This is a genomic window from Pseudomonas sp. WOUb67, from assembly GCF_050058005.1.
GTDB classification, from domain to species: Bacteria; Pseudomonadota; Gammaproteobacteria; order Pseudomonadales; family Pseudomonadaceae; genus Aquipseudomonas; species Aquipseudomonas putida_R.
Genome location: NZ_CP170112.1, coordinates 4,283,549 through 4,296,889, shown reverse-complemented (window position 1 = coordinate 4,296,889; position 13,341 = coordinate 4,283,549). Strand labels below are relative to the sequence as shown.

Annotated in this window: 10 protein-coding genes and 1 riboswitch; of the genes, 4 read left to right on the top strand and 6 right to left on the bottom strand. The window is 62.9% G+C overall.

The window, feature by feature from the left end; translation table 11 throughout:
* The first annotated feature begins 123 nt into the window (after positions 1–123).
* Positions 124–1,467 (top strand): DUF3300 domain-containing protein, encoded by a 1,344-nt coding sequence (locus tag ABOC32_RS19115; RefSeq protein WP_426811629.1) that lies wholly within the window; start codon positions 124–126, stop codon positions 1,465–1,467.
* Positions 1,464–2,357: a DUF2950 domain-containing protein gene (locus ABOC32_RS19110; protein WP_426808403.1), complete on the top strand. Its 894-nt coding sequence runs from the start codon at positions 1,464–1,466 to the stop codon at positions 2,355–2,357. Before ABOC32_RS19115 ends, ABOC32_RS19110 begins: the two co-directional genes overlap by 4 nt.
* Positions 2,358–2,382: 25 nt before the next feature.
* Here ABOC32_RS19110 and ABOC32_RS19105 read toward each other — a convergent pair whose 3' ends face one another.
* Together ABOC32_RS19105 and ABOC32_RS19100 are read right to left on the bottom strand one after the other, a co-directional pair.
* The gene (locus tag ABOC32_RS19105; protein ID WP_426808402.1) at positions 2,383–6,357 is read right to left on the bottom strand and encodes a DEAD/DEAH box helicase; all 3,975 of its coding nucleotides are present in this window, start codon (positions 6,355–6,357) and stop codon (positions 2,383–2,385) included.
* Between the two features lie 192 nt (positions 6,358–6,549).
* Positions 6,550–7,404: a LysR family transcriptional regulator gene (locus tag ABOC32_RS19100; RefSeq protein WP_426808401.1), complete on the bottom strand. Its 855-nt coding sequence runs from the start codon at positions 7,402–7,404 to the stop codon at positions 6,550–6,552.
* 92 nt (positions 7,405–7,496) lie between these two features.
* Here ABOC32_RS19100 and ABOC32_RS19095 point away from each other — a divergent pair, with 92 nt between their 5' ends.
* Positions 7,497–7,925, top strand: coding sequence for a multidrug/biocide efflux PACE transporter (locus ABOC32_RS19095; RefSeq protein ID WP_043202308.1), 429 nt, complete (start codon positions 7,497–7,499; stop codon positions 7,923–7,925).
* Between the two features lie 195 nt (positions 7,926–8,120).
* Here the strand turns inward: ABOC32_RS19095 and ABOC32_RS19090 are convergent, their stop codons facing one another.
* The 4 genes from ABOC32_RS19090 to ABOC32_RS19075 form a co-directional block, all read right to left on the bottom strand.
* On the bottom strand, positions 8,121–9,140 hold the full coding sequence (locus ABOC32_RS19090; protein WP_043202306.1) for a branched-chain amino acid aminotransferase: 1,020 nt from the start codon (positions 9,138–9,140) through the stop codon (positions 8,121–8,123).
* Between the two features lie 233 nt (positions 9,141–9,373).
* Complete coding sequence (locus ABOC32_RS19085; RefSeq protein ID WP_426808400.1) at positions 9,374–10,951, bottom strand: ATP-binding cassette domain-containing protein; 1,578 nt, start codon at positions 10,949–10,951, stop codon at positions 9,374–9,376.
* 168 nt (positions 10,952–11,119) lie between these two features.
* Positions 11,120–11,482, bottom strand: a complete 363-nt coding sequence (locus ABOC32_RS19080) for a hypothetical protein (RefSeq protein WP_426808399.1) — start codon at positions 11,480–11,482, stop codon at positions 11,120–11,122.
* Positions 11,479–11,856 (bottom strand): glyoxalase superfamily protein, encoded by a 378-nt coding sequence (locus tag ABOC32_RS19075; protein WP_086977056.1) that lies wholly within the window; start codon positions 11,854–11,856, stop codon positions 11,479–11,481. The genes ABOC32_RS19080 and ABOC32_RS19075 overlap by 4 nt, the downstream gene beginning before the upstream one ends.
* A 100-nt stretch (positions 11,857–11,956) precedes the next feature.
* Positions 11,957–12,173: riboswitch (cobalamin riboswitch) on the top strand.
* Between the two features lie 100 nt (positions 12,174–12,273).
* Between ABOC32_RS19075 and cobW the strand changes: the two genes are divergently transcribed.
* The gene (cobW, locus tag ABOC32_RS19070) at positions 12,274–13,341 is read left to right on the top strand and encodes a cobalamin biosynthesis protein CobW (RefSeq protein WP_016487376.1); all 1,068 of its coding nucleotides are present in this window, start codon (positions 12,274–12,276) and stop codon (positions 13,339–13,341) included.

Genomic DNA, 13,341 nt, shown 5'->3' with positions numbered 1-13,341 from the left:
ATAGTCACTATTGACGCAAGCATCAGTGCTAAAAGTTTGCGCCCTGGCATCTGGCCAAAAGCATCGCCATTGCTACCCTTAACCCACGCGATCTGACCATTGTTTGCTTTGCTGTCGGCGCTGATGTACCTGAACCCGGCGCCCGGCCTGGTGCTGGCGCAAGACGTACCCGCCCCCGACCCGGCCCCGCAGACCGAGACGGTCGCGGCCAAGACCCCGGTGTTCACGCAAGAGCAGTTGGACCAGATGCTGGCGCCGGTTGCGTTGTACCCCGACCCGCTGCTGGCCCAGGTACTGATGGCGGCCACTTATCCAGGGCAGGTGAGCGAAGCTGTGACCTGGTCCAAGGCCAACCCCAAGGCGTCGGGCGATGCTGCGGTGAAACAGGTGGCGAAGCAGCCGTGGGACCCGAGCGTGCAAGCGCTGGTAGCCTTCCCGCAACTGCTGGCGACCCTGGGCCAGGACCCGGTGTGGGTGCAGCGCCTGGGTGATGCGTTCCTGGCGCAGCCCGACGATGTCATGGGCGCGGTGCAGCGCTTGCGTCACCAGGCACAGGCGGCCGGCAACCTGCAAAGCAACCAGTACCAGAACGTGACCGTGCAGGCCGCCCCGGCAACACGGGCTGCCAGCAGCGCCCCGTCCACCATCATCATCCAGCCGGCCGACCCACAAGTGGTGTACGTGCCCACCTACAACCCGACCACCACCTATGGTACCTGGGCCTACCCGGCCTCACCGCCCATGTATTATCCGCCGCCGCCGATGTACTACCCCGGTTCCGCGCTGGTGGCCGGCCTGGCCTTCGGTACCGGCGTGGCGATCGTCGCCTCGTTGTGGGGCGACTGCGACTGGGGCAACAATGACATCGACATTGACGTCAACCGTTACAACAACATCAACGCCAACAACCGCATCACCAACAACCAGAACAAATGGCAGCACAATGCCGCCAACCGCGAAGGCGTGCCATACCGCGATGCCCGCAGCCGACAGCAGTATGGCCGCCAACTGGACGGCGCCACCCAGCGCACCGCCTTCCGTGGCGACGATGCTCAGCGGGCGCAGGCTCGGGACAAGGCCCGGGCCTCGATGGACCGCGCGGGTATCGAACGGCCGGCCACCGACAACCGCCAGGCACGCCAGCAAATGCGCGAAGCGCAGGCGGGTAATTCGGTGGGCAACCGCATGCAACCCCGTGGCGACAATGCCAGAGTAACCGACCGTCGCCAGGAAACACGCAGTGCCCAAGGCCGGCAGGTGGCACAGAACCGGCCGGCCAACAGCGCAGGCCGGGCGCGTAACAATGCCTTTGATGGCGTGCGTTCGCCGTCACGCACCAACCTGCAGGCCAACCGCGGTCGTACCAGCCAGTCGTTTGCTCAGCGCCCCAATGCATCACGTGCTGCCGGGCATCAGATCTCCCGACCCAGTGCGCCAATGCGGCGCGGCGGAGGAGGCCGTCGATGAAACGTCCAGTATTTGCAGCCATGCTGCTAGCGACAGGTTTGGCATGGGCTTCCCTGGCTGCTGGCCAGGAAGCATTCCCGACGCCGGAGAAGGCCGTGGAGTCCTTCGTTGCGGCGCTGGGCACGGAAAAGGCCGATGAAGCCCGCCTGGCCCAGTTGCTGGGTGATGACTGGCGCACCTACATCCCGCGTGGTGGTGTGCAGCGTAGCGACGTGGACACCTTTCTGGAGCAGTATCGCGCGCAGCACAGTATCGACATGGCAGGCGAGGGCAAGGCCATCCTTGCGGTGGGCGGGGATCACTGGACTTTGCCCATTCCGTTGACCAGAAGCAGCCAGGGCTGGCGCTTCGACCTCAAGGCCGGCAGCGCCGAAATCCGCGCCCGGCGCATCGGCCGCAACGAACTGGCGGCCATGCAGGCGTTGTTGGCCTACCACGACGCGCAGATGGACTATGCCAGCCAGGACCGCAACGGCAACGGTGCGCTGGAGTACGCGCAGAAGATTTTCAGCGAGCCCGGCAAACATGACGGGCTGTATTGGGATGACGACGGCGATGGCCAGATCAGCCCGCTGGGACCGCTGTTTGGCCAGGATGTGGTGGGTGATGACTGGTATGGGTACCACTTCCGCATCCTCGACGCACAAGGCCCATCCGCCCCAGGGGGCGCCTACAGCTACCTGATCGGCAACCAGATGAGCCGTGGCTTCGCCATGGTCGCCTGGCCCGCCAGGTACGACGACACCGGGGTGATGAGCTTCATGATCAGCCATGACGGCCAGGTGTTCGAGAAAGACCTCGGGCCGCACGGCGACAGGCTGGCCAAGGAGATGAAGCGCTTCGACCCGGATGACAGCTGGAAGGTGGTGGATGTGGCAGCGGATGAATGACTTTGCAGAATCACTGCAATGTTGATCAATGCACCGCGCCAGCCAGTAGTTCCATCAGGGCGTCGGCATCCAGCTTTGCGCTCACTTCGCCACCCTCAAGCAGGCTTTCGGCCAGGTCTCGTTTGCGAGCGTGCAAGCCGACAATCTGCTCCTCGATGCTGTTTTCGGCCACCAGTCGGTAAATCGTCACCGGGCGCTGCTGACCAATGCGGTAGGCCCGATCACTGGCCTGGTCCTCAACAGCCGGGTTCCACCAAGGGTCCAAGTGGATTACATAGTCGGCGGCAGTAAGGTTGAGGCCACTGCCGCCAGCCTTCAGGCTGATAAGGAAAATTTCACCCGCGCCAGCCTGGAAGGCGTTCACGCGGCGCTCCCGCTCTTTGGCGGGTACGCTACCGTCGAGGTATTGGTAGGCAATGTGCTTTCCGTCGAGCAATTTACGGACGATGCTCAAGTGGTCGACGTACTGGCTGAACACCAACGCTTTGTGGCCGTTCTGCAAAAGCTCTTCGACCAGGGCAGTGAAGGCCTGAAGTTTACTCCCCGGCAGGATCGATTCCGGCACTACCAGGTTTGGATGGCAGCAGAAGCGGCGCAGACGGGTAATTTCGGTCAATATTTTAAAGGACCGGCCTGCGCCGGGAACCGAATCGGAGACGTTGATGAGTGCTTGCTGGCGTAGGGCTTCATAGAGGTGAGCCTCTTCATCGGACAGCGGTACTTTATAGGTAATCTCTGTCCGTGCGGGCAGTTCGTCGAGTACCTGGCTTTTGAGGCGGCGCAGGATAAAGGGCTGAATGAGGTTTTTCAAAGCCCGTCGGGCTGCTGCATCGCCCTGTTCGATTGGGGTAGCGAAGCGGCTGTTGAAGCTTTCCTGGCTGCCGAGTAGCGAAGGGTTGATGAAGCGGAACAGGCTCCACAGCTCGCCCAAATGGTTTTCCAAGGGGGTGCCAGTGGCGATCACGCGGAAGTTTGCCTGCAAGCCCATGACGGCCTGTGAGCGCTTGGTCTGGGCGTTCTTGATAGCCTGGGCTTCGTCCAGCACGACACTGTTCCAGCAACAGGCGGCGAAGGCTGCACTGTCCTGTTGCAACAGGCCATAGCTGGTGATGACCAGGTCGCCGGGGGCGAGGTCAGCCAGGTTTCGCTCTTGCTGATACAGATGCAATTTCAGTTGTGGAGCAAACCGCCTGCTCTCGGCCAGCCAGTTGAAGGTTACAGACGTAGGGGCCACAACCAGTTGCGGGCCGTTGGCCGCCCGCAGCTGCAGGAGGGCCAGTATCTGGAGCGTCTTGCCCAGGCCCATGTCGTCGGCAAGGCAAGCACCAACGCCCCATTCAGCCAGGCGCGCCAACCAGATGAAGCCCTCATGCTGATAGGCGCGCAGATCGGCCTGCAGGTTGCGCGGTAGCTGAGGCTGGTAATCACGCAGCGATTGTAGTTTTTGCAGGTGCGCCTGCCAGCTTTTGTCGGCAGTGAATTCGCCAACCTCTCCTGCCAACCCGGCCAGGATCGGCGTGCTCAACGGGGTAAGGCGCAGGCCTTGGTCTGTGACCCGATCGGCCAGGTGCGCCAGTTCACCCAGGCGCTTGCGCAACGTTTCGTCAAGTGCCAGCCAGTCCCGCTCGTCGAGCTTGAGGAAGCGCCCGGGGCCTGCCTTGAGCAGCTCCAGAAGCTGACGCAGACGCAGCACCTTACCGTCATCGAATTCGATCTCGCCTTGTAACAGGAACCAATCTCCCTCTTTGCGCAGGCCCAGCTTGAGCCCATTCAGCTTCAGGCGGCCTTTCAGGCGCATGCGTTCGCCTTCTGGCCACACGCACTGCACCTGGTTGCCGTCCAGTGCGTGCAATTCGCCGAGTACCTGCAAGGCGTCCTGAGGCTGGTCCAGTTGCCATTCATGGCCATCGGTGTGGGCGTTGGCGAGGCCGGGGCAGGCCTGCAATACCTGTTGCAGTGCCTGCCGTTCACCCGCCAGGTCACGGCTCACCTGCAGCGGTTTGCCATCGCGCTCACCGAGCACGTTTTGCGCGCCCTGGCCCGGGCGAAACCAACTGCTCTCGGCCAAGGGGCGCACCAGCAGTTGCAGGCGCAAACCCTCGGCAAGTGGCAGCAAATGTGCGTAGAGACGCTGATCTGCCAGTTCGTGGTCGACATGCGCCGCGAGCTCAGGGAGGTCCGAATGGATCGGTAGCAGTGGGGCGATAGCACTGATTGCGTCGATCAGATGAGCCTTGCCGGATAGCGGTACGTTCAGGCCGTCACCGATGATCTTGCCGATCTGGCGCAGGTCGCTGTTGAGCGTATAAATCTGCAGGCGGGTGGGTGTTTGCTGGTGCAGGTAGTAGGTGTCGTCGGTGGCGATGCCGTGCGGCTCAAGGCGCAGATGAATCTGCCGATCTGCGGCTTGAAGGTGCAGGCTGGCGTGACCTGCCTCAAGCTCGACCCGCACGTCCGGGGCGTCGTACCAGAACAGCGCCGGATGGCCGACCAACCTGGATAGGGCTACGCCGAGGGGCAGTTCGTACTCGGCATGGGAGTAGTAGGTCTGGCTGGCCTGGATGACGCTGATCGCTTGGCGATCTTGCTCGCAAAGAAAATCCATCCGGTCGGCTTCATCCATCAGGCGTTTAAGCGCAACTGGACGGCCTTTGCTCCACTGTCCCTTGGCGCCAAGCTTCTGCTCGCGCGGCTCAAGCTGGTTGGAGTATCGACTGGTATTTATCAGCCACGCCAGGCGAGTGGTCTTCTTTACCGCGGCGCTGGTTGGAGCGTTGGCAGGTTTGAGCTGACTCAGTGCAGTGAGGGCATGCTGCCAGGCTTCCTGGCGTTGGAGCAGGGTTGCCAGTGGCTTTAGTGCTGCCTTGTGATGCAGGTCGTGAACTCGCCGTGGCACGCCGAATTGCAGTGTGATCAACGCATCGAACTCTGCCGCCAGCCAGGCGTAGCCCGCTTGATCAAGTTTATCCCGGTAAGCTTGCAGCGTTGCGCACCAGCCCTGCTCGCGTGCGTTCGGGGCATCCAGCCAGTAGAGGGCAAGCGCGAGCAGTAGGCCATCCAGGCCGTTGAGTGCACTTGTGCGCAGGTACGATAAATCTGGTTTGTCACCTTGCAATTGCTCGAGCAGCTTACGGAGGACTGGGTAGGCCCAGCCGTAGTTCTCCTTTTCGCCTAGTGCCAGTGCCTGCTTGAGTGCAGCGTGGTGCTGGCTGTCATTCTCAGCGATAAGCGCCAGGCAATACAGAGCGTTAAGCAGCGGCGGGAGGTCAATCTTGCGTTTTTTCGTCTGCCTGCGCTGATCGGTGAGCCAAGCGCGCAACAGTACCAAGGTCTCGCTGAATTGGCCGCGGAGCATCAACTGCAGGCTCTGGTAGGTCAGGGGATAGTCCTGCTCGCCGCAGCGCTGCAGCGTTTTCCAGTCACCTCGCCACAGGGCTTGCTGCATCAACTGACGCCCCAGCGCTGGGGACCGGTGGAGCGCCATCTCTTGCTGGGCCAATGCATAGGTCTCACTTACTGGCCCTGGCAGGATGTTGTTCAGGCAAAGATGATCCTGCAGCAGCAAGTTGCGCACGACCTCGTCCAGTTGGCCAAATACCTCCCGGCCGATCGGGTCGGACTGCAGGAGCTGCATAGGGTGCCGGGTAGCCCATTCAGTCGCGTTGTGCAGCCGGCCGGTCAGATACAGCGACTGCTGCAGCAATGTGCCGTTACCACTTAGCAGATTCAGCCAGAGCTCTTGCAATGCCCGGGGCTTGCCAGGAACTTGCCACTCCCCAAGTGCAGGCAAGCTGGAGCTGATCTGTTGCAACCGCAAAGTACCGTCGGCGGCGCCCAGCAAGCTTTGCAGCACACTGTTTCGTCTTTGTGCAGCCACGACGAAGTACTGACCTTCGTTACGTTGCTCCACTTCGACCCACCCTTGGTCCTGGAGCAATTCCAGCAGGCCGGGCAGCGTACTGGCATCAAGCGGTTTGCCGTCCGTGTCACAGATACCCATGCTTCGCAGCAATTTGAGTAGCGAGGTTTTCCCTTTGCCAGGGAACGATGTCGCCAGGGCGTAAAGCAGCACCCTGCAGTTATCGGGCAGAGAGTCGGGGCTGAGCGATTGGAAATGCATCCAGAGCCTCGTTGAATCAGTTGTGTGGGGAACCTGCGCAGCAGACCCAGCATCGTGAAAGTAAAATGAAGCCTACAGGCCCAACATCTGCCGCACCAGCCATTGCCCCGCCGGCCCTAGCGCCCGCCGGCTCGACCAGGCCACATCCATATCCACCCGGCGCGGGTAACCGGCTATCTGCAACTCCACCAGCTCGTTGCCAAACCGCGCCACCAGCGCCCTGGGCAGTTCCGCCCAGCCAAACCCGCGCACGGCAAACTCCAGCAGGGTGAGGTAATCCGGTGCCGACCAGGCTTGGCCGCGGCCGTGGTGCAGGCTGGGGGCATAGGTCTTGATGTACAGCTGCCGCGCGTTTTCAAGGTGTTGCGTTTGCACCGTTTCCAGAGTTGCCAACGGGTGCCCGCTGGCCACATACACACCGAACTCCGCCTGCTCGGGCAAGCGCGCCACGGCAACGTCGGCGGGGTAGCTGGGCTGTGTGGCGAGAATGCCGACGTGTGCCAGGCCCTGCTGGATCATGTCGATCACATCGGCGTCTTCCGCCGGGCCGCAGCGCAATTCGGTGTGCGGGTACTGCTGGGCGAAGCGGGCCATCACCGCGCCCTGGAAGGTGACGCTGTAGCTGTCCGACATCACCACCGAGACCAGCGCCTCGACGTTCTGCCCCAGCCTGACCGCCAGGGCATCGAGCTGGGCGCTGGCGTCCAGGATCGCTTCGACATGGCTCAGCACCTGCCGACCAGCCTCGTTCAGCGTGGGGTGGCGGCCACTGCGATCAAACAGCGGGCAGCCGATATCGGCCTCGAAATTGGCGATGGCGATGCTGATCGTGGACTGGCTTTTGCGCAGTTTGCGTGCCGCCGCAGAAAACGAACCCAGCGATGCGGCTTCAACAAAGGCGACCAGGGCTTCGGGTGAGTAGCGCATGGTATTGATAAAACCGATGGTAGCTATGTCGCGAGTATCAGTTCTATCAAAGAAAATAGGAAGCACGACTCACGCAATGGATGGAATTTGCAATGAAAACGGTCTCTTTCACCGAACGCCTGGTACACGCCGTGGGCTACGAAGTATTCGCCGTGCTGCTGTGCGCACCGCTGTTGTCCTGGGTGATGGGCAAATCGCTGGCGACGGCGGGGGCACTGGCGGTGACCCTGTCGCTGATCGCCATGTTGTGGAACATGGTCTACAACGCGCTGGTCGACCGCTGGGTGCAGACTGAGCGCATCCACTGGAAGGCCAGTGCGCGCTTTGTGCACGGCCTGGGCTTCGAGGCCGGGCTGGTGGTGTGGTGCCTGCCGGTGGCGGCATGGATGCTGGATATTTCGCTGCTGCAAGCGTTCATGGTTGAACTGGGCTTCTTCGTGATCATTCTGCCCTACACCGTGCTGTACAACTGGGCGTTTGACAAAGCACGGCACCTGCTGATGCAGCGTCGCCTGGCATAACTTGCTGCTCGCAAGTCCGAACGCTCACGCGTTCCCTGTGGGAGCGGGCGCGCCCGCGAAGCAGGCGACGCGGTGGATGGCACCGGCTGCGCCGGTGTTCGCGGGCACGCCCGCTCCCACAGGGTCATCAACCCCTTCAACAAAAACGGGGCATGCCATTGCTGGCATGCCCCGTTTTCATACAGCTGATGCGCCTCAGGCGACTTTGACGATCCAGCCTGCCGGTGCTTCAACATCACCGCTCTGGATGCCGGTCAGCTCGTTGTAGAGCTTCTGGGTAACCGGGCCGACCTTTTCCAGGTCGTGGAACACGTGCAGCTTGCCGTTGTACTCGATACCGCCGATCGGGGTGATTACCGCAGCAGTACCGCAAGCGCCGGCTTCGATGAAGCGGTCCAGCTTGCTGATTTCGACGTCGCCTTCGATCACGGTCAGGCCCAGGCGTGATTGCGCCAGTTCCATCAGCGACAGGCGGGTGATGCCTGGCAGCACCGAGGCCGATTTCGGGGTCACGAACTCGTTGTTGCCGGTAATGCCGAAGAAGTTGGCCGAACCGACTTCCTCGATCTTGGTGTGGGTCAGCGGATCGAGGTAGATGGCGTCGGCGAAGTTGGCCTTCTTGGCTTCAGCGCCCGGCTGCAGGCTGGCAGCGTAGTTGCCACCGACCTTGGCTGCGCCGGTGCCTTGTGGGGCGGCGCGGTCGAAGCTGGAGATCTGGAAGTTGTGCGGCTTCATGCCGCCCTTGAAGTACGAGCCAACCGGAATGGCGAAGACCGAGAAGATGAACTCGGGGGCGGTGCGCACGCCAATGTTGTCACCGGTACCGATCACGAACGGGCGCAGGTACAGGGCGCCTTTGCCGTGCGGTGGCACGAACTTTTCGTTGGCCTTGACCACTTGCTTGCACGCTTCGATGAACACATCGGTCGGCACGTGCGGCATCAGCAGGCGGGCGCAGCTGCGCTGCATGCGGGCGGCGTTCTGGTCCGGGCGGAACAGGTTGATCGAGCCGTCCTTGCAACGGTAGGCCTTGAGGCCTTCGAAGCACTGCTGGCCGTAGTGCAGGGCCGTGGAGCCTTCACTGATGTGCAGGACGTTGTCGTCGGTCAGGGTGCCCTTGTCCCACTCGCCATTGCGCCATACGGACAGGTAGCGTTTGTCGGTTTTGATGTAGTCGAAACCCAGCTTGTCCCAGTTAATGCTTTCGTTGCTCATGACACCCTCATTGTCTTGCAAGTGCCCGATCGCTCGGGCTGCTGTTATATGCGCACCACGCCACCATAATACATCCATCGCGGATCGGGAACGGCCAGTCACGAATTGATAGCCTGCGATGCATTATTCTGGGTCTGCGGTCGTTGTAGGAGCAGCCTTGTGCTGCGAAGAGGCCGGTCCATTGGATGCAATTGTGTCGCCAGTACCGGCCCTTTCGCAGCACAAGGCTGCTCCTACAAATGCAGGTAGCCATGCAGGGCCAGGTTTTCCAGCAGTACCGCATCATGGGACGCCACCATCAGCGCCCCGCGAAACTGACCGAGCATGCGCTCCAGGGCTGCCAGTGACGGCAGGTCCAGGTGGTTGCCGGGCTCGTCCAGCAGCAACAGGTCGAGTGGCCGCTCGCGGTACAGCACGGCGGCCAGCGCGGCCTTCATCCGCTCGCCTCCGCTGAGCAGGCTGCTGGGCAGTTCGATACGGGCCGCATCCAGGCCCAGTTGTGCCAGGCGGCTGCGCAATTCGCCCTGGGCCAGCACCGGGTTGGCCCGGCGCAGGTGTTCGAGCACGCTGATGTGGCCTGGTAGCGTGCTGCAGTGCTGGTCGAGCAGGGCGGTTTCGCCACTGAGGCGTAACTGGTCGGGCGGTGCGGGTAACTCCCCGTTCAGCAGCCTGAGCAGGGTGGACTTGCCACTGCCATTGGCGCCGGTCAAGCCCAGCCGCTGGCCCAGGCACAAGCGCAGGTCAAGCGGTTTGCGGGTGCCTCGGGGCAAGCGAAGTGCCTGCAGGGCCAACACCTCCCGGCCCGCATGACGTTGTGGCGTGGGCGCGTGCAGGGCAATGGCGCTGTGTTGTTCGACCTCGCGGGTGGCGTCATGCACTTTGCCCAGCAGTGCTTGGCGGGCATCGCGATGGTCGCGGCGCTGCTTGCCCGCTGTGGCCTGGCTGCGCTCCTGCTGGCGGTCGACCAGGATCTTGGCCTGGTTGGCATTTTTGGCTTGGCGCCCGGCGCGGGCCTGATGGCGTTCCAGGCTTTCGCGCTGGCGCAGCAATTCACGGGCCTGGCGCTGCTGTTCTTGCTTAAGCCGGGCAAGTTGCTGCTCGGCCAGTGCCGCCTGGCTAGCCTTTTGTGCTGCATAGAAGTTGTAGTTGCCGCCATAGGCCTGCAACCCCAGGCTAGATAATTCGACGATGCGCGCCATGTGCGCCAGCAGGCTGCGGTCGTGGCTGATCACCAGCAAACCCCGGTCCCAGGCCTCGATCATGCCAAGCAGCTGGGCACGAGCGTCGCTGTCCAGGTGATTGCTCGGTTCGTCGAGGATCAGGTAGTCGGCACCGCTTAGCCATGCGCCAACCAGCGCCACGCGCATGGCCTGGCCACCGCTCAGGCTGCTTGCGGGCTGGCGCCAGTCGAGTTGACCCAGGCCGTTGCGCTGCAGGTGCACCTGCAATTGTTCGCGGATATCCCAGCGCTCGCCAACGGTGTCGAAATCCTGGGGGTTGATGCTGCCGTGCTCGATGCGCTCCAGCGCCGCAATCACCGACCCCACCTGGGCCAGATCGGCAAGCGTGGCGCTGCGTTCGATTACCTGCTGGTTCAGTAGATGGACAAGGCCAAAGCGCCGGCAATGGCCGCTGCTCGGTTCGCGCTGGCCGGCAAGCATTTGCCCAAGCAGGCTCTTGCCCACGCCATTGCGCCCGACCAGGCCGGTGCGGCGTTGGTCGAAGGTTTCGTTGAGGTCGGTAAACAGCAGCCTGCCATCAGGCAAGGCCAAGGAGACGCTGTCCAGCGTCAGGATTGACGTGTTCGTCATGCACAACTCCACAAATGCCGCGACATCTCCGGCGCGAACCGGAGGCTGAAGACTGGCCGTCGAACGGACGGCGGCATCAATGGCGCATTGGACGAACACCTCGTAATAGGGGAGTGCGTAGCCTAACGAACCGCCGGGGGCGGGTAAAGCACCGCCCGCCAGCTGGCCTCAGCGCTGCTTCTGCAAGCACTTGGCCCAGTCGCCACCGTGGCCGTGTGCGCAGGCCTCTTCACTGTCGAAGCGCACGTGCCAGGCAGGGTGATCCAGCTGGATGCCGGCGTGGTCCAACGCCTGACTGGTCAGCGCCACCATGCGCGCTTTTGCTTCGCCCGCCACCGCAGCAGCTTTGTCGGCCTCGTGCTCGAACACCCAGGTGATCCGCAGGCTGGCTGGGAAATCCTCAGGGTCAAGGCGGTGGGTGAGCCAGGTGAAACCGACGATTTCTGCTTTGGCGGTTTCGCAGGCATCGGTCAGGCACGCCACCAGCTCGCGCTCCAAGCGGGCCATTTCGCGTTTGCCCAGCGTCTTCACGGGTTGGCCTCGTCATCAATCTGCTGGCAGAAGCGCAGGCGGTTGCCGAACGGGTCGTACACCTGCATCTGCAGGCCCCAGTCCAGGCGCTCGGCTTCGGGCCGGGCGTAGCCGTACTGTTTGCCTTGCAGTTCACGCTCCAGCGCGCGCAGGTCGTCGATGCGGGCAAACACGGTAGAGCCGGGGCAGGCATCACCGTGGTGCTCGGAAAGGTGCAGGATCAGGCCGTCGCGGTGAATCTGCACATACAGGGGCAGGTCCGGGCTGAATCGGTGCTCCCAGTCGACGCTGAAGCCGAGGAAATCGAGGTAGAACTCCTTGGCCTTGTCGACCGAGAAGATGCGCAGTACCGGTATGGCGGGGGCGAGGGGCATGGGGCTTCCTTGACCGTGGGCAAAGGTGCCACTGTAGCGCAGTTGCAGCCCTTGTGGTCGGCCAGCCCGCAGCAATGGTTGACCACCCGCCAGGCACTGCGTAGCCTTGCCACTTCGAGGTTCTTCGGCCAGGCCGAAGCTAAGACGGGAACGCGGTACAAGCCGCGGCTGCCCCCGCAACTGTAAGCACCGACAACGGATCGACACAGCCACTGCGTCAACGCGCGGGAAGGCGTCATCCCGCCAGCCCGCTGTTCAACCGAACGGGGAGATGGAACGGTGCAAGCCAGGAGACCTGCCTCGCAACGTTTTCGACTTTCAACCGGGCGGGGTGATCCGGTGGCGAACAAGCCCGGCCTACCTGGCCCGCGGCTGTCGTCCTGCATGCCCGCGCCACTCTGCCAAGGGCAATGCGACATGAAAACACTGGCCAAGCTCCCCGTTACCATCGTCACCGGCTTCCTCGGCTCGGGCAAGACCACCTTGCTGCGCCACATGCTCGACAACGCCCAGGGCCGCCGCATTGCGGTCATCGTCAACGAATTTGGCGAACTGGGCATCGACGGCGAAATCCTCAAGCAGTGCAGCATTGGTTGCACCGAAGAAGAAGCCAGCGGCCGCGTCTATGAACTGGCCAACGGCTGCCTGTGCTGCACCGTGCAGGAAGAGTTCTTCCCGGTCATGCGCGAGCTGGTGGCCCGCCGTGGCGACCTGGACCACATCCTGATCGAAACCAGCGGCCTGGCCTTGCCCAAACCGTTGGTGCAGGCCTTCCAGTGGCCGGAAATCCGCAACGCCTGCACCGTCGACGCGGTCATCACCGTGGTCGACAGCCCGGCCGTGGCCGCCGGCACCTTCGCCGCCTACCCGGACCAGGTCGATGCCCAGCGCAAGCTCGACCCTAACCTGGACCACGAATCGCCACTGCACGAGCTGTTCGCTGACCAACTGGCCAGCGCCGACCTGGTGGTACTGAACAAGGCCGACCTGATCGACGCCGAAGGCCTGGCCAAGGTCCGCGCCGAAGTGGCCGAAGAACTGCCGCCGGCCGTCAAGGTGGTCGAGGCCAGCAGCGGCAAGCTGCCACTGGAGGTGCTGCTGGGCGTGGGCGCCGAGTCCGAGGCACACATCGATGGCCGCCGTACCCACCACGATTCGCACCACGACGGCGATGATCATGACGACCATGACCATGACGCCTTCGATTCCATCTCCATCGACCTGCCGGAGGCTGACGAAAGCCTGCTGCTCGACGCCCTGACCCAGCTGGTGGTGGAGTTCGGCATCCTGCGCGCCAAAGGCTTCGCTGCCATCCCGGGCAAGCCGATGCGCCTGCTGGTACAAGGCGTGGGTACCCGTTTCGACAAGCACTTCGACCGCGCCTGGCGTGCCGACGAGCCGCGCATCACCCGCCTGGTGCTGATCGGCCAGGAACTGGACGCTGCCCAGCTGGAAGCGCGCCTGCGCCAGGCCTTGGGCGCCTGA